This window comes from Streptomyces sp. NPDC015127, assembly GCF_043080095.1.
Taxonomy (GTDB): domain Bacteria; phylum Actinomycetota; class Actinomycetes; order Streptomycetales; family Streptomycetaceae; genus Streptomyces.
This window is the reverse complement of record NZ_JBIBVE010000001.1, coordinates 388,861-404,942: the sequence shown is the minus strand read 5'-3', so window position 1 is coordinate 404,942 and position 16,082 is coordinate 388,861. Positions and strand designations below refer to the sequence as shown.

Below are 16,082 nucleotides of genomic sequence, written 5' to 3'. Positions count from 1 at the left end.
ACCTCAGCCCACCGGCCCCCGGCACCGCCTCGGTGCCGGGGGCCGGCCGGGTCCCCAGCCCGACCGCCGAACGAAGGCCCCCTGATGGACGGCACGCCCACGACAAGGCCCACCGACACGGCCGGCCTCCCCTCGTACCGGCTGCTCGCCTGCGCCGCCGTCGCGGGGACCGTGCTGGTGGCCGGCGCTTTGTACGACGACCACCCCCCGCAGCCCTCGCCGGCACAGCCCTGGGCCTCCTCCGCGCAGCACGCACCGGACCGCACACCGCCGCCCGCGGACGTCGAGCCCCTGCCCCCCGCGGACCCCGTCCGCCTGCTGATCCCGGCCATCGGCGTGAACGCACCGCTGGCACGGCTGGAGTTGAACGAGGCGGGCGCCCTGCGCCCGCCACCGGCCGACGAACCCGGCCTGGCCGGCTGGTACGGCGACGGCGCCGCCCCCGGGGAGGTGGGCACGGCCATCGCCGCGGGACACGTGGACACCCCCGCCGGCCGCGGGGTCTTCTACCGGCTCGGCGCGCTCACCGAGGGCGACACCATCGACGTCGTCCGGGAGGACCGGCGCACGGCCGTCTTCACCGTCGACGCCGTGGAGGTCCACGCCAAGAGCGACTTCCCGGACGAGAAGGTCTACGGCGACGCGGACCGGCCGGAACTGCGGGTGATCACCTGCGGCGGCGACTACTCCCCGAGCACCGGCTACCAGGGCAACGTGGTCGTCTACGCGACGCTGAGCGCAGTGAGGTAGCGGCGCGCGCTCGTCCTGACGGCCACTCAGCCGAGCGCTGCCGCCCCGCGGGCGCGCCCGCGGGCCTTCCGTGACCCGGTGGTTGGCGGTCGGCACCCGCGCGCCGGGTGGTTGGGCTGCCGTTGAGCCGAGCCTCGGGCGGCGGGGGCTGCCGTCCCCCGGATGCGCCTGCGATCGGGCGGTCGGACGGCCGTTGAGCCGAGCTCCGGGCAGCGGGGGCTGCCGGGCCTGTACGCGCCCGCGGTCGTGTACGGACAGCAGGTTGTCTGGTGGCTGTACTGCCGTTGAGCCGCGTGCCGCCGCCCCCCGGACGCACGCGGCGCCTCCCATCACCCCGCGGCCGGCCGGTCGGATGCCGGCACCCGGGTGCTGGGTGGCCGGGCTGCCGCTGAGCCGAGCCCGAGCCCGGGCGGTGGGGGGCTGCCCCCCGGGCGCGGCCGCCGGGTGCCGGCACCCGGCGGCCGGCCGGTCGGCTCCCGTTCAGCCGATGCCCTGGCGGTCGGGCTCTAGCGCGAACGCGCGCTCCGCCGCCTCCGGCACCTGCCGCTCCACCGCCTGTACGAGCAGCGCACGATGCCGCACGAGCGGCTCGCGCCGTGCCTCCGGCACGAGCCGCAGCAGGTCGTCGAGTCCGGCGATCAGCCGCCTGCACACCTGCGGACTGCCGACGGCGCTCGCGCGGATCTCCGCGAACCCCAGATCCACGAGATCGGCCCACTCGGGCACGTCCTGCACGAGCCGAACGACGCCCTCGCGGTCGCGGTGGTGCACGGCGCCGAGCGGCCGTTCGGCGAGCGCCGCCAGGAACTGCACGATCCGGTCGATGCACTGCACGGCGGTCGTAGGGTCGTTGACCGCCGGCGACAGCGCCCGCAGCCCGATGTCGGACAACTGCCGCAGACCGAACCCGAGATCCTGGTGGAACGTGCGCTCCACGCCCACCCACACCGCGGACCGCAGGAGTCGCCCCGACGGCAGACCGCCCTGTCCGCCTCGTTCACCCTGGCCGCCGTGGACGGCGAGGACGGGCGTCCCCGGCACGACGAAGTCCCCGATCCGCGGGATCAGCCGCAGGACCACCCCCTTGCGCCGCGCGGCGCGCACGAGGCGGGCGACATGGACGTCCCGCAGCGTCCCGGCCCGCCCCTGATGCCCGATGCGCGCCGCCTCGGCGGGCAGGGGGCCGGTGTCCGCGCCCTGCACGGGCACCTTGGCGAGCACTCCGAACGCCTCCCGGGTCACCCGATCCACCACCGGCCCCACCTTCATCAGCTGGAGCGTCTGCGTCACATAGGCGATGAACAGCAGCAGGCTGAGCCCGACCAGCAGCAGTGTCAGCGCGCTCTGCACCAGCGGCACCGACACCACGTTCCGCGGATCGGTCTCGCTGTCGTACGAGGTGAGGACGAGCAGCGACAACAGGAACGTCGCGAGGAACACGGAGAAGGTGAGCTTGCTGATCCGGCTCCGGATGAAGATCCGGACGACGCGGGGGCTGAAGTTCCCCGCGGCCATCTGGACCGCGACGAGCGAGATGCTGAAGACGACACCGATGAAGGTCATCATCGCGGAGCTGACCGTGGTCACGATGGTCTTGGCGTCCTCGGCGATCCTGGTGAGGGAGCGCACCACGTCGTACTCCCGGGCCTCCTGCAGGGTGTCCAGCAGAGCCGTGTCGACGGCGTCGGCCGCGATCCACAGCAGGAAGACGAGGAAGAGCGCGAGTGTGGGGGCGAACCAGAACGTGTCGCGCAGATGCTCGCGCAGCGGGGAGGGCGCGCGGGGCCGCCGGTAGGTGCGTGGACTCACGCAGCCGAAGGTAGCCGCACGCTGGGCATCTGTGCGGACACGCGCCGTGACGCCGGAGATTCGGGGCCGCTCGGACACCTCTGACCACGGGATATACGGGTGAAGGGCACCTCGATCCCCTGGTATTGTTGTCCATGTCGCCGCGGGAGACCGGGGCCGACCACCGGTCCGGGTGGCGGAATGGCAGACGCGCTAGCTTGAGGTGCTAGTGCCCTTTATCGGGCGTGGGGGTTCAAGTCCCCCCTCGGACACCAGCAGGACCCCAGTTCATCTGGGGTCTTTTTGCGTTCCCGGGGCGTATGCGACTCCACTCGAAGAGTCCGGCCGTGCTCCGCTCACCTGAGCGCCCTCGTCACGATCTGATCTCGCTCTGCGTCCGGACTCTTGCATTCCGGCCATGTAATCGTTTCCATACAGCCTTGTAAACGTTTCCACGGGTCCCCCCGGCCCTGGCACGAGGCTCACGGAACCCACAAGGAGGTGGTCCGGACATGGCCGGCATCAAGGATGTGGCCGCCGCGGCGGGACTGTCCGTCGCCACCGTCTCGCGCGCCCTCAACAACCACCCCTCGGTCAGCCCGGAGGCCCGCGCCCGCGTCCTCGCCGCCGTGGACGCCCTCGGCTACCGGCCCAACGCCGTGGCCCGGTCGCTGCGCACCGACCAGACCCGCACCCTCGGCCTCGTCATCAGCGACGTCCTCAACCCGTACTTCACCGAACTCGCCCGCTTCGTCGAGGAGGAGGCCCGGGCCCTCGGCTACAGCGTCATCATCGGCAACGCCGACGAACGCCCCGAGCTCCAGGACCACCACGTCCGCACCCTGCTCGACCGGCGCATCGACGGCCTCCTCGTATCGCCCGCCGACGGACGCTCCCCGCTCACCCTCGACGCCGCGCACGGCAGCACGCCCATGGTCTTCCTCGACCGCTGGCTCCCGGGCGTCGACGTCCCGGTCGTCCGCGCCGACGGACGCGCCGCGATCCGGGACCTGGTCGCCCATCTCCACGGACTCGGCCACCGCCGGCTCGCCATCATCGCGGGCCCGGCCGCCACCACCACCGGCCGGGAACGGGTCGAGGCATTCCGCGACGCACTGCGCGAGCACGGACTCCCACTGCCCGACGACCGCATCGGTCAGGGCGACTTCCAGGCCGCGAGCGGCCGCCGCGCCACCGAACGCTTCCTCGACCTGCCCGAACGGCCCGACGTCGTCTTCGCCGCCGACAACCTCATGGCACTCGGCGCGCTCGACGCCATCCGCGCCCGCGGCCTGCGCGTCCCCGAGGACATCGGGCTCGCCGCCTTCGACGACATCCCGTGGTTCGTGCACACCGACCCGCCCCTCACGGCCATCGCCCAGCCGACCGCCGAGCTCGCCCGGGCCGCCGTCCGCGCCCTGACCGATCTCATCGAGGGCCGGCCGCCGCAGTCCGTCACCCTCCCCGCCCGTCTCGTCGTCCGCCGCTCCTGCGGCGAACCCCTCTCGAACGACCCGAACCAGAGGAGCACCGTGTGAGCAGCCCCGACGCGTTGCTGCGCATCGAAGGCATACGCAAGACCTTCCCCGGAGTCGTCGCGCTCGACGCCGTCGACTTCGACCTGCGCCGCGGTGAGGTGCACGTCCTGCTCGGCGAGAACGGCGCGGGCAAGAGCACCCTCATCAAGACGCTCTCCGGCGCCTACCGCCCGGATGCCGGCCGCATCCTGGCCGACGGCCGCGAGGTCCGCATCCACAGCGCCCAGGATGCCGAACGGCTCGGCATCGCCACCATCTACCAGGAGTTCAACCTGGTGCCCGACCTGACGGTCGCCGAAAACATCTTCCTCGGCCGCCAGCCGCGGCGCTTCGGCATGATCGACCGCAAGACGATGGAGGCCGACGCCGAGAAGCTGCTCCAGCGGGTCGGCGTCGACGTCTCCCCACGGGCGCGCGTACGGGAACTGGGCATCGCCCGCCTCCAGATGGTCGAGATCGCCAAGGCCCTCAGCCTCGACGCCCGCGTGCTGATCATGGACGAGCCGACCGCGGTCCTCACCTCCGAGGAGGTCGACAAGCTCTTCGGCATCGTGCGGCAACTGCGCGACGAGGGCGTGGGCATCGTCTTCATCACCCACCACCTCGAGGAGATCGCCGCACTCGGCGACCGCGTCACCGTCCTGCGCGACGGCCGCTCCGTCGACCAGGTGCCCGCCTCGACCCCCGAGGACGAACTCGTACGGCTCATGGTCGGACGCAGCATCGACCAGCAGTACCCGCGCGAACGCCCCGAGACGGGACAGCCGTTGCTGTCCGTCCGCGGCCTGACCCGCGGCGGCGTCTTCCACGACGTCAGCTTCGAGGTGCGGGCGGGAGAGGTCGTCGGCCTCGCCGGTCTCGTCGGCGCCGGCCGCACCGAGGTCGCCCGCGCCGTCTTCGGCGCCGACCCGTACGACGCCGGCACCGTCGACGTCCTCGGCACCACCCTGCCGGCGCACGACGTGGGCGCCGCGATGGGCGCGGGCCTCGGCCTCGTCCCCGAGGACCGTAAGGGCCAGGGCCTCGTCCTCGACGCCTCCGTACAGGAGAACCTGGGCCTGGTGACCCTGCGCGCCGCCACCCGCGGCGGCTTCGTCGACCTCAAGGGGCAGCGCGCCGCCGCGGCGCGGATCGCCGAGCAGCTGGGCGTCCGCATGGCGGGCCTCGGCCAGCACGTGCGCACCCTGTCCGGCGGCAACCAGCAGAAGGTCGTCATCGGCAAGTGGCTGCTCGCCGACACCAGGGTGTTGATCCTCGACGAACCCACCCGGGGCATCGACGTCGGCGCCAAGGTCGAGATCTACCAGCTCATCAACGAACTCACCGCCGCCGGCCACGCCGTCCTCATGATCTCCAGCGACCTGCCGGAGGTCCTCGGCATGAGCGACCGCGTCCTGGTCATGGCCCAGGGCCGGATCAGCGGCGAACTCCCCGCCGAACAAGCCACCCAGGACGCCGTGATGGCCCTCGCGGTCACGTCCCCGGTGACGAACACCACCGCACACAACCCCGCGCAGAACGCCGCGACGAGCACTGCGACGAGCACCGCGCAGGACGCAGCACAGAACCCGACGCACAACTCCGCGCAGAACCCCGCAGTGAAGGATGAGGAGAGCCCCCGTGGCCACTGACACGCTGAAGAACGACACGGGCGGCGCGGTCGGCGCCTGGTCCGTCCGCCGCATACTCCTCGACAACGGCGCGCTCACCGCTCTCGTGGTCCTGGTCGTCGCGATGTCGCTGCTCTCGGGCGACTTCCTGACCACGCAGAACCTCCTCAACGTCGGTGTCCAGGCCGCCGTCACCGCGATCCTCGCCTTCGGCGTCACGTTCGTCATCGTCTCCGCAGGCATCGACCTGTCCGTCGGCTCGGTCGCCGCGCTGTCCGCGACCGTGCTCGCCTGGACGGCCACATCCGAAGGCGTCCCGGTCTGGCTCGCCGTCATCTTGGCCGTCGCGACCGGCCTGGCCTGCGGGTTCGTCAACGGCGCCCTCATCTCGTACGGCAAACTGCCGCCGTTCATCGCCACACTGGCCATGCTGTCGATCGGCCGCGGCCTGTCCCTCGTCATCTCCCAGGGCAGCCCCATCGCCTTCCCCGACTCGGTCTCCGTCCTCGGCGACACCCTCGGCGGCCTGCTCCCCGTCCCGGTCCTCGTCATGATCGCGATGGGCCTGGTCACCGCACTGATCCTGACCCGCACCTACATCGGCCGCTCGATGTACGCGATCGGCGGCAACGAGGAAGCGGCCCGCCTGTCCGGCCTGCGCGTCAAGCGCCAGAAGCTCGTCATCTACGCCCTGTCCGGGCTCTTCGCCGCTGTCGCCGGCATCGTCCTCGCATCCCGGCTCGTCTCCGCCCAGCCGCAGGCCGCCCAGGGCTACGAACTCGACGCGATCGCCGCCGTCGTCATCGGCGGCGCCAGCCTCGCGGGCGGTGTCGGCAAGGCGTCGGGCACCCTGATCGGCGCGCTGATCCTCGCCGTCCTGCGCAACGGCCTCAACCTCCTGTCCGTCTCCGCCTTCTGGCAGCAGGTCGTCATCGGCGTCGTCATCGCCCTCGCCGTCCTGCTCGACACCGCCCGCCGCCGCGCCGGTGCCACGCCCGTCCCCGCCGGCGCCTCCGGCGGCGGCGGGAAGCGCGGCGCGATCCAGCTCGCCGTCGCGGCGGTGTGCGTGGCCGCCGTCGTCGGTGCCGTGTCGTTCCTCAACCCCGGCTCGTCCCCGACCACCACCAAGGTGGGCATGTCGCTGTCGACCCTCAACAACCCCTTCTTCGTCCAGATGCGGGAGGGCGCCGAGGCGGAGGCGAAGGCGGCCGGGATCGACCTCACCGTCACCGACGCCCAGAACGACGCCTCGCAGCAGGCCAACCAGCTGCAGAACTTCACCAGCTCCGGCGTGACGTCCGTCATCGTCAACCCGGTCGACTCCGACGCGATCGGCCCCGCCGTACGGGGAGCCAACAAGGCCGGCATCCCGGTGATCGCCGCCGACCGCGGCGTCAACAAGGCCGAGACCGAGGCGCTCGTCGCCTCCGACAACGTCGCCGGCGGCAAGCTCGCCGCGAAGACGCTGGCCGAACGCCTCGGCGGCAAGGGCCGGATCGTGGTCCTCCAGGGCACCGCCGGCACGTCCGCCAGCCGTGAGCGCGGTGCCGGTTTCGCCGAGGGCATCAAGGCGTACCCGGACATCCAGGTCGTCGCCCGGCAGCCCGCCGACTTCGACCGCACCAAGGGCCTCGACGTCATGACCAACCTGCTCCAGGCCAACCCCGGCATCGACGGCGTCTTCGCCGAGAACGACGAAATGGCCCTCGGCGCCGTCAAGGCACTCGGCAGCAGGGCCGGCAAGGACGTGGCCGTCATCGGCTTCGACGGGACCCCCGACGGCCTGAAGGCGGTGGAGGCGGGCACGCTCTACGCGTCGATCGCCCAGCAGCCCGCCGAGCTCGGACGGATCGCCGTCCGGAACGCCATCAGGGCGGCGCAGGGCAAGGACGTCGAGACCATGGTGAAGGTGCCCGTGAAGGTCGTGACGCAGAAGAACGCGGCCGACTTCTCGTGACGCACGACAGCGACAACATGGTGACCCACGACAGCGGGGACCGGCCTCTCGTGATGCACGGCAACGAGGCCACGTCTTCCGTGACGCAAGACAGCGAAGGCAGGACAGGCATGTACGACTACGACCTGCTGGTCGTCGGGTCGGCCAACGCCGACCTCGTGGTCGGCGTCGACCGCCGCCCCGGGCCCGGCGAGACCGTCCTCGGCTCCGACCTGGCCGTCCACCCGGGCGGCAAGGGAGCCAACCAGGCCGTCGCCGCCGCCCGCCTCGGCGCGCGGACCGCGCTGCTCGCCCGGGTCGGCGACGATGCCCACGGCCGGCTGCTGCTCCAATCGCAGCGCGAGGCCGGGGTCGACACGGACGCCGTCCTGGTCGGCGGGGCGCCCACCGGAGTCGCGCTGATCACCGTGGACCCGTCGGGCGACAACAGCATCGTGGTCGCACCGGGCGCCAACGCCCGCCTCACCCCGGACGACATCCGCGCCTCCGGCGACCTGCTCGCCCGCGCCCGGGTGGTCTCGCTCCAGCTGGAGATCCCCCTGGAGACGGTCGCCGAGGTGGCCCGCACGCTGCCGCCCGCCACCCGTCTCGTACTGAACCCGTCCCCGCCGGCCCCTCTGCCCGCCGAAGTCCTCGCCGCCTGCAACCCGTTGGTGGTCAACGAGCACGAGGCCCGCTTCATCCTGGGACCGGCCGCGGGCCCCGCGCCCGAGGACTGGGCGAAGGCGCTGCTCGAACTCGGCCCGCAGACCGTGGTGATCACCCTCGGGGCGCAGGGCGCGCTGGTGGCCTCCGCCGCCGAAGCCGTACACGTCCCGGCCCCCAGGGCCGAAGCGGTGGACACGACCGGGGCCGGGGACGCCTTCACGGCCGCGCTCGCCTGGCGCCTCGGCCAGGGCGACAGCCTGGCCGAGGCGGCCCGGTTCGCGGCCCGCGTCGGCGCGGTGGCCGTCACGCGACAGGGCGCGCAGGAGTCGTACCCGACGGCGGAGGAGGTGGCGGACCGGTGAAACGCTCCGGCATCCTCAACCGCCATCTGGCAGGGGCCCTGGCCGAACTGGGCCACGGCGACACGGTCCTGGTCTGCGACGCCGGAATGCCGATCCCGCCGGGCCCGCGGGTCGTCGACCTGGCCTTCCGCGCCGGTGTCCCGTCCTTCGCCGAGGTACTCGACGGCCTGCTCGACGAGCTGGTGGTGGAGGGCGGAACGGCAGCGGACGAGATACGCGAGGCCAACCCGGATACGGCCCGCCTCCTGGCGGACCGGCTTCCCGCCCTGGACTTCGTCCCGCACGACGGGCTGAAGTCCCTCTCGGCGGGAGCGCACCTGGTGGTACGCACGGGGGAGGCGCGGCCGTACGCGAACGTGCTGCTGCGCTGCGGCGTGTTCTTCTGACCCGTCAGATCCGGTCCGTCCTGCCGGACGCGTCCGGTTCCGGCGTGTTCGGCAGCGACGCTTCGGGCTGCGACCGCCCGGTTCCGGCGCGCCCGGTCGTGACGCGTCCGCTTCCGGCGTGTCGGGCCACGACGCGCTCAGCAGACCCAGGGGCCGGGCAGCTCCGCACGGAGGGCCGCGAGGTGCTCCGCGGTCTGCCCGCCGGCGTGCACCCAGGAGTGGTTCCCGAGCCCGTCACGGCGGAGTACGCGGCCCGGGGCGGCGTACCAGCGCAGGGGCGAGTCGTCGGCGCTCGCCCACATCGGATGGTCGGGCAGGTCCACCCGCGCGTACCCGGCCTCGAGCACCGGAAGCAGTTCGTCCGGCAGCTCGCAGGCGTCGTACCGGTGGCCGGAGGCCGGCAGCGTCTCGCTGAGGACCAACTCCACCCATGCGAGCGACATCCGGTCCAGGAACGGGACCCACCCGTCGGCCGTCTCCACGACCACCGGCGGGTCCTCGTCCGCGATCCGGCCCACCGGGATGCCCCAGGAGGCGCAGTCCTGGTTCTCACGGCGGAAGACGAGCACGCCCCCGTCGTAGCTGTTGTCCACGTACAGCTCGCCCGGGGGCACGAGCGGATCCTGCCCGGCCGTCAGATCGGCGCGCCGCCCGAGCAGCGCGTACCCCTCCCGCAGGGCGCGCGGCAACGCCAACCCCAACGCCCCCTCGGCGGCGGACCATTCGCCCTCGGAGCATCCGTCGCCGTCACGCAGCGGTCGCCCGGTCCACGCGGCGGCGAAGTCGCGCAGGAACTCCCAGGCATGCTCCCGGCCCGTCACACCGCCGCGCAGTGCGGCGGCGACGTCGAACGGGGGGATCACCGGACCGGGTAGCCCGTCCCGGCGGCCTCCGCCACGATGTCGGCGAACGACGCCCGCGGGTTGAGCCGCGCCACGACGTCCTCGGTCAAGGGGCGCCCCTCGTAGATGTGGTGCACGGCTTTGATGTCGACCGGCCGCTCGTAGTAGTCCTCGGCGAACGACTGGAAGGCCTCCGGCGTGGGATCAACCAAGAGCTCGAACAGATAGCCGGAACCGTCCGGATCGGCCGCGCCCTCGGGAAACTCGATCCGGCCCGTGCGCCAGCGGTCGTCGCCCGCCTCCCGCCACAGGCACGCGGTCACCAGGGGCATGTCCCCGTCCGAGAACGCCGGTTCCTCGACGCAGGACCGGAAGACCTCGGGCACCGAATCCACGACACCGGGCCACGGCAGGTCATCGTCATAGGGGCTCATCGGCGACTCGTGGTCGAAGCCGCGTATGTACGCCCCCGCGGGGGAGAAGACGACGTCGAACTCGTCGCCGCCGCCGTTGCGCATGGAGAAGACCTCTTCCGTCTCCGACCAGTCCGCGTCGAAAGTGTAGGTCCGGTAGTCACCGGGATTGAGGACGGCCTCGGCCACGGCGACGGCCCGGCACAGCCTGCGCAGGGTGGCGATGTCGGGAAGAGCGGCGGCAACGTCGTGAACGGTCATACGGCCATCAAAGCGCACGCCACTGACAGTGCCGCTCTCGGCGTGCGCGGTGCTCGCTTCCGGCGCGTCAGGGGGCCGTGCGCCTGCTCGCCCCCGGCCGGCCGTCGCGCGCCATCCTGCCGGCGGGCCACGCCAGGAGGGGGTCTCAGTCGCGTGATCGGTCCCTGCCGACCGGGTAGCCGTGAAACGCCTTGTCCCGTAGTCCCGGGGGCGGCCGCGAGCTGTCGAGCACGGCGGCCGACGGCGCGAACAGCGGCTCCGGCAGGGCGTCCAGCGGCCACCACTCCCAGCCGGCGATCTTGTCCGGTTCACGGACTTCGGCCGCGCCCGACGCCGCGGCGACCAGTGCGGCGGCGGTCACCCGGGTGACGCCACGAGTGCCGTCCACGAGGACAGCGCCGATCCGGACGCCCTCCGCGTCCGCCCGAAGCCCCGTCTCCTCGGCCAGTTCACGCACGGCGGCCTCCTCGAAGCTCTCCCCGGGATCGACCTTGCCGCCGGGCAGTTCCCAGACGCCGTCGTGACCGAGCCCGAGCAGCACCCTCCCGCGAAGGGCCGGGGCAGCGTCGCCGTCCGGCTGCTCGCGCAGGTCCGCGCTCCGGGCGTCGAGCACGACGACACCGACACCGACGAGCCCGTTGGGAGTGGGAAAGGCGCGCTCGGGTCGTTCCACGGACTGCGGACCGCCGCTCATACGGATTCACCTTCGTTCTCGGCCGATACGTAGCGGAATGCTGTCAGACCGGCTCCCCAGCCCTCGGCGCGGTGGCTCGGAAGACGTGGTGAGGAGGAGCGGGTTTCTCAACCAGCTTGTTTTATGGACCAGTTGAGAGGGCAACCACGTCTCGTCCGTTCGTTCACGACAACGGGGGTACACAGTGAGCCATGCCAGCAAGGTCCTGCGCAGAATCGCCGCTGCGGCCAGTGCGGTGGTGGCAGTCGCCGGCATCGGCCTGGCGGGAGCCCCTCCCGCCGCGGCCGCCGACTACTACTACGAACTGCCCTACCCGTCGGGCGAGTCCTACTTGGTGACCCAGGGGCCGGAGGGGACGTACTCGCACACCGGCCCGTACAACGAATACGCCTGGGACTTCGGGCTCCCGGCGAACTACGAGGTCTCCGCCGCGCAGGGCGGCACCGTCCTCGTCTCGGACTGGTCGCCGTACTGGCAGAACGGCATCGAGGTCATCATCCGGCACTCGAACGGCCAGTGCACGCACTACGCGCATCTCAACCGCGCCATCTACAACACGGGCGACTGGGTCCCGCAGGGCCGGATCATCGGCTGGTCGGGCGCCACGGGAGCGGCCGACGGAGCCCACCTGCACTTCCAGGTCATCAACTGCAACACGCGCGTCGGCATCCCGGCCACCCTCCAGGGCTGGACACCGCCTACGGGCTCGTGGCCGGTCAGCGTGAACACGCGCGCGTGAAGCGGGCGGGGCCAGGGAAGCGGCGGCTCACCCCAACGAGCCGACGGCCTCCACAAGGCCCGCCAGGGCCGTGCCGAGGGCCTTCAGACCTGGCCCCGCCTCGCCGCCGGGTTCCTTCATGTACACGTCCCGCCGAATCTCGATCATCAGCGCACTGACACGCTCGTCCCGCCCGTAATGCTTCAACGGCACGTACGTCCCGGCGAACGGGCTGTCCGTCCCGGTGCCGCCGAATCCGGCGAACGCCTCGCGCGCCGCGTCCAGCAGCCCGGCCGGCGTGTGGACCGGATCGGTCCCCAGGCAGATCGGCGGCCGAGGCCCGTCACCGTGCAGCTCGTACGGCAGAGGCTCGGACGGGTACGAGTGCACATCGATGACCACCGCGCGCCCGGCGGCGGCGAGCCGTGCGTCGACGGCGGCCGTCATGGCGGCGGCGTACGGCTCGAAGTAGCTCCGGACCAGGCCGCTGCCGTCGTACCCGTCGGGCCGCAGCGCCTCACGGTGCGTGGTCCGCGTGTAGACGGCGCCCATACCGACGGCGAGCATCTCCTCCCGCTCGTCGGGGAAACGCTCGGGGTCGATCACCAGCCGTGACAGCTGGTTGACGAACCGCCAGGGCGCGATGCCGGCGGCTGCGGCCGCGACGGCAGCGATCTCCGCCGTGTGCGAGTCGGTGATGTGATCCAATTCCCGCTCCAGCGCCGCATCGTCCAGCACGATACCGGCGCGGACATCGGCGGGTATGGCGCGGGAGGAGTGCGGGACGTGCAGGAGGACGGGGGAGTCGGGGGCGCCGGGGAGGAGTTGGAAGGACGGTGGAGGGCCGTTCATGCGCTGGTCCTTGTGGGGTGGGGACTGATGCTCTGGCTATTCTCGAAAGCTGCCCATGGCGGCAGGGGCCGAGGAACGAGACGGCAACCCAGGCAGATGCGATAGCCGTTCGTGGGCACGCCGGCACAGTTGGCCACGGTTTCTGTCAGAAGAGTGACAGCTGCTCCTCGGGGTCTTCTCCTTCATCCTGCGCAGGGTATGGGACGAGCTCCGAGTCGTCTTCCTCGACGTCGGATGCGCCAACCTCATCGGCGGATTCAAGGCCAGTGGGAACCCCGGAATCAGAAGTGACAAATGGTGCCGCTCCGTCCTCAGCCATCATCGGCAACACGTAGGCCTGCGCGAGTCTCGCCAGATGCAGGGGCAACGGAAGAGACAGCGCATCGGCGTAGTCGGGCGATTGACGTAGTTGGTGCATGGCCATGGCGATCGCCTCAGGATCGTCGCCTGATTGCGCGTGACTGCCGAGGACGGTGATCTCCGTGAGAGCCGGGTTCCACGCACCCTTGCCTGCTTGGGACACCAGATTGCCGGCAGCAGTGGTGCGGGTTGCCAGACGGTCCAGAGCGGGCGAAACCGGTTGGGACTGGGGTCGGCTCGTGGCGCTGTAGAAGACGCGCTGGTCGGGGGTTGCCTGAGCATGCTTCGGCAGGACCCAGAAGCCGGCCGGCTGTCCGTTCTTCTCCTCGTCCGTATCGGCGACGCCCCACCACTGAGCTGTCTCGTTGGTCGAGCCGCCCCGGATTCGTACCAGGCGCAGATCGTCGTCGAGCCGCACCTCCGGCGCGTGCCCGGTTTTGATCAGGTCGCGCATCACCCGGCCGTCCTGCAACCAGGGCCAGTGCGTCCGGCTGTTCTGGGCATGGGCGATCAGCACGGTGGGCGTGCCCTGAAGTGAGTACAGCACCCGTTGGAGGAAGTTCGCCGTACTGCGGCGCTGCTCGCGCAGGTTCGTCCGCCGCGCCGCTGACGTGACACGCGCCGGAGCCACCGGGCGCTCGCCGTCCCGCGGAGCCGGCAGGAGCGCCGGCTCGGAATACGCGTCGTCGCTGAAGGTGTCCGGGCCGATCTCTGCCTGTTGGACCAGGTTCAGGAGGAATGACGCGTACGGTACCCATTCGCGTCGGCTGTCGTCCCAGCCCTCGACGAGCGCGAGCCCTTCCGGACCGGACAGGGGAGTGACCAGAACGGCGACAGGTACGTGCTTGGGAAGCCGAGTGGGACCGTCCTTGCGCCGTTTGACCATCCAGAGAGCCGCGTACCGCAGGTCCCCGGGAAGCCTCTCCTGCAAGGTGTGCTGCGGCAGCACGCGCACGCCGAGCTGGCGCAGGCCGTCCAACCAGGCATTGCGTACCCGGTAGTCGACAGAATCCATGTTCTGGACGCGGCCCTCCTCGGTCGGCGTCACCACGAACTGCGTCAGCGCCCCGGCATCTGCACAGCCGAGCCGGAGGGCGAACTTCGGGTCGGTGCCGGCCGACCGGAAGACCGAAGGGTGATCGATCTCCACAAGGGCGAGACCCGGGCACTCCTGTGCGGCGCCGTCGGTCTTGAGAGCGCTGCGTGCCGCTTCACGTCGTGACGTCACCGCCTGTGCGAGTCGGCTGCCTCGGCCGCGTACGGCCGGATCGAGGGCGAGCGGCTCGCCGAGACCGTTGTTGAGGGGAAGACAGCGCAGCCGTACGTCCAACTCAGGAGTGCTCCAGTCGAGCACGACAGCTGCGCCGGGGCGCGCATCTTCGAAAGAGCGTTCTATTACTGCCTCTTCGGCGGGGGCGAGACCGAGTACCTCGGCGAAGGCCTGGACCGCGGAACGGCGCAGCTGCGCGGTCCGCCACAACAGCCTCGCCTCGACAACCGGCTTTTCAGAGGATGAGGGCATACCCGCCGGGACGGCGCGCTCGGCCCCCGGAGCGGACACGGCGGCCAGGGTCCTGCGTCGCATGTCCGCGGCACGGCGTTCCTCCGTGACTTTCTCGTTCCCGGTGAGCTTGCGTCGCGCGTTGGACGGCTTGGCCGTCTGCACACCGCGTCGGGAGAGGTCCGGTACCCGGACCACGCCCTCGGGGAGGGCCGCCTCGGCCCAGCGCGTCAGCTCCGACCGCTGATGCGGCATCAGTCCGGTGCCGATCTCGTGGCCGGAGGTGTTGCGGGTGCTGTGCACCACGGCCGCCTGCACCTGAGGCCCTTCGCCGATCCATGCGGCGGGATCGCCGAGCAGCTCGTCGACGGCCGGGAACTGCCCCTGCAGGCTGAGCCTGCGGAGGATCCCGGCGGCATCGTTGTGGAGCCAGTCGTAGGTTCCGGAGCCGCGGGGGCGGACCAGCCGTGCCACCGCGAACCGTTCGCTGAGGGGCGCGCCGGGGAGCCATGGAACGGCCGGCCGCAGGTATACCGATGTCGCCTGTCCGTACGGCAGCGCGAGCCTTCCGGTCTTCTGCCGGGGGTGGGTGGCCCACCGGCGGACCCGCCAATGCAGGTGCAGTCGCGGGCGTGGATCGAAGGGTGTCGTCTGCAGCGTGACGTTCAGGACGATGGAGAACCACCATTCCTTGCGCTTCACCGTGCGGCACAGCGGCTGGGAAACCAGCTCCGCCCCTTGTTCGTTCGGTCGGCGTGGTACGGCGCGGAAGCGGAGCAAGCCCCCGTCGAACTCGTAGGGCGGAAGGTCAAGGATGCGGCGGGCCAGTGCATCCGTCGCCAATTGGAACTGGCGACCGGAAGGCGCCGCTGTGCCGCCTTCCGTGACCGGTGTGCCCAAAAGATCGACCTCCAGATCGCCGGTCCCCTCCCGCCAGGCCGGCAGGGACGAGCGCAGCTCGGCGCTTGCTGCCAGCAACTGCCTGCGGAAGCCAGGGTCGTTCTCTGCGTCCTTCGGGCCCAGGGTGCGCAGCCACGCGTCGAGCAGGCGGGCCATCACCGGAGGGGGCAGCGGATCGGGCACACTGTCCGGCACGTACAGCCAGTAGTCCTGCTCCGGCGGCGGACCGTCGCCCACGGGCGGACGGGGCCTCGGACGGACGACGAGGTCAGGCGCCAGGGTCTGAAGTACGCCGTCGAGACGGCCCGTCGGAACGGTGGCCCAGTGCTTTTCCTCGTTCCTGCCGTGGTTGCACAACGCGAGCAGGTCACCGTGCCAGTGCTCGGGAAAGGCCATGGCGCGGTAGCGGGCGGTCCAGGGAGAGGCATCGAGGTCGTGGTGATAGGCGGAGCGCCTGATCGATCCGTACACGGCGAGAGCCTTTCGAATAGTCGGAAGAGGG

At 71.5% G+C, this 16,082-nt stretch carries 13 protein-coding genes and 1 tRNA gene; 8 read left to right on the top strand and 6 right to left on the bottom strand.

All coding sequences use genetic code 11. The features are described 5' to 3' along the window. The first annotated feature begins 84 nt into the window (after positions 1-84). Positions 85-750, top strand: a complete 666-nt coding sequence (locus tag ACF08N_RS01655; RefSeq protein ID WP_392322532.1) for a class F sortase — start codon at positions 85-87, stop codon at positions 748-750. Positions 751-1,230: 480 nt separating this feature from the next. On the opposite strand, the gene ACF08N_RS01650 is transcribed toward ACF08N_RS01655, so the two are convergent. Then, positions 1,231-2,559, bottom strand: a complete 1,329-nt coding sequence (locus ACF08N_RS01650; protein WP_392322531.1) for a DUF2254 domain-containing protein — start codon at positions 2,557-2,559, stop codon at positions 1,231-1,233. Positions 2,560-2,725: 166 nt separating this feature from the next. Here ACF08N_RS01650 and ACF08N_RS01645 point away from each other — a divergent pair. From ACF08N_RS01645 to rbsD, 6 genes are all read left to right on the top strand, one after another. Next, positions 2,726-2,813, top strand: a tRNA-Leu gene (locus tag ACF08N_RS01645). Positions 2,814-3,050: 237 nt separating this feature from the next. Further along, the gene (locus ACF08N_RS01640) at positions 3,051-4,076 is read left to right on the top strand and encodes a LacI family DNA-binding transcriptional regulator (protein WP_392322530.1); all 1,026 of its coding nucleotides are present in this window, start codon (positions 3,051-3,053) and stop codon (positions 4,074-4,076) included. Continuing rightward, complete coding sequence (locus tag ACF08N_RS01635; protein ID WP_392322529.1) at positions 4,073-5,707, top strand: sugar ABC transporter ATP-binding protein; 1,635 nt, start codon at positions 4,073-4,075, stop codon at positions 5,705-5,707. Before ACF08N_RS01640 ends, ACF08N_RS01635 begins: the two co-directional genes overlap by 4 nt. Further along, positions 5,697-7,643, top strand: coding sequence for a substrate-binding domain-containing protein (locus tag ACF08N_RS01630; protein ID WP_392322528.1), 1,947 nt, complete (start codon positions 5,697-5,699; stop codon positions 7,641-7,643). Before ACF08N_RS01635 ends, ACF08N_RS01630 begins: the two co-directional genes overlap by 11 nt. Before the next feature lie 110 nt (positions 7,644-7,753). Next, positions 7,754-8,653, top strand: a complete 900-nt coding sequence (gene rbsK / locus ACF08N_RS01625) for a ribokinase (RefSeq protein WP_392322866.1) — start codon at positions 7,754-7,756, stop codon at positions 8,651-8,653. After that, positions 8,650-9,039: a D-ribose pyranase gene (gene rbsD, locus ACF08N_RS01620; protein ID WP_392322527.1), complete on the top strand. Its 390-nt coding sequence runs from the start codon at positions 8,650-8,652 to the stop codon at positions 9,037-9,039. Before rbsK ends, rbsD begins: the two co-directional genes overlap by 4 nt. A gap of 137 nt (positions 9,040-9,176) precedes the next feature. On the opposite strand, the gene ACF08N_RS01615 is transcribed toward rbsD, so the two are convergent. The 3 genes from ACF08N_RS01615 to ACF08N_RS01605 all read right to left on the bottom strand — a co-directional run bounded on the left by ACF08N_RS01615 (position 9,177) and on the right by ACF08N_RS01605 (position 11,249). Further along, the gene (locus ACF08N_RS01615; protein ID WP_392322526.1) at positions 9,177-9,902 is read right to left on the bottom strand and encodes an SMI1/KNR4 family protein; all 726 of its coding nucleotides are present in this window, start codon (positions 9,900-9,902) and stop codon (positions 9,177-9,179) included. Continuing rightward, positions 9,899-10,555: a hypothetical protein gene (locus ACF08N_RS01610; RefSeq protein WP_392322525.1), complete on the bottom strand. Its 657-nt coding sequence runs from the start codon at positions 10,553-10,555 to the stop codon at positions 9,899-9,901. Before ACF08N_RS01610 ends, ACF08N_RS01615 begins: the two co-directional genes overlap by 4 nt. A gap of 145 nt (positions 10,556-10,700) precedes the next feature. Further along, on the bottom strand, positions 10,701-11,249 hold the full coding sequence (locus ACF08N_RS01605; RefSeq protein WP_392322524.1) for an NUDIX hydrolase: 549 nt from the start codon (positions 11,247-11,249) through the stop codon (positions 10,701-10,703). 184 nt (positions 11,250-11,433) lie between these two features. Here ACF08N_RS01605 and ACF08N_RS01600 point away from each other — a divergent pair, with 184 nt between their 5' ends. After that, on the top strand, positions 11,434-11,988 hold the full coding sequence (locus ACF08N_RS01600; RefSeq protein ID WP_392322523.1) for a M23 family metallopeptidase: 555 nt from the start codon (positions 11,434-11,436) through the stop codon (positions 11,986-11,988). 27 nt (positions 11,989-12,015) lie between these two features. Here ACF08N_RS01600 and ACF08N_RS01595 read toward each other — a convergent pair whose 3' ends face one another. Beyond that, complete coding sequence (locus ACF08N_RS01595; protein WP_392322522.1) at positions 12,016-12,819, bottom strand: N-formylglutamate amidohydrolase; 804 nt, start codon at positions 12,817-12,819, stop codon at positions 12,016-12,018. A gap of 145 nt (positions 12,820-12,964) precedes the next feature. Continuing rightward, the gene (locus tag ACF08N_RS01590; protein WP_392322521.1) at positions 12,965-16,051 is read right to left on the bottom strand and encodes a pPIWI_RE module domain-containing protein; all 3,087 of its coding nucleotides are present in this window, start codon (positions 16,049-16,051) and stop codon (positions 12,965-12,967) included. Positions 16,052-16,082 lie beyond the last annotated feature (31 nt).

Excerpts from the sequence above, each read along its gene's own strand:
- ACF08N_RS01655 (WP_392322532.1), top strand. The coding sequence starts at position 85 with ATGGACGGCACGCCCACGACAAGGCCCACCGACACGGCCGGCCTCCCC.
- ACF08N_RS01640 (WP_392322530.1), top strand. The coding sequence starts at position 3,051 with ATGGCCGGCATCAAGGATGTGGCCGCCGCGGCGGGACTGTCCGTCGCC.
- rbsK (WP_392322866.1), top strand. The coding sequence starts at position 7,754 with ATGTACGACTACGACCTGCTGGTCGTCGGGTCGGCCAACGCCGACCTC.
- ACF08N_RS01610 (WP_392322525.1), bottom strand. The coding sequence starts at position 10,555 with ATGACCGTTCACGACGTTGCCGCCGCTCTTCCCGACATCGCCACCCTG.
- ACF08N_RS01605 (WP_392322524.1), bottom strand. The coding sequence starts at position 11,249 with ATGAGCGGCGGTCCGCAGTCCGTGGAACGACCCGAGCGCGCCTTTCCC.
- ACF08N_RS01595 (WP_392322522.1), bottom strand. The coding sequence starts at position 12,819 with ATGAACGGCCCTCCACCGTCCTTCCAACTCCTCCCCGGCGCCCCCGAC.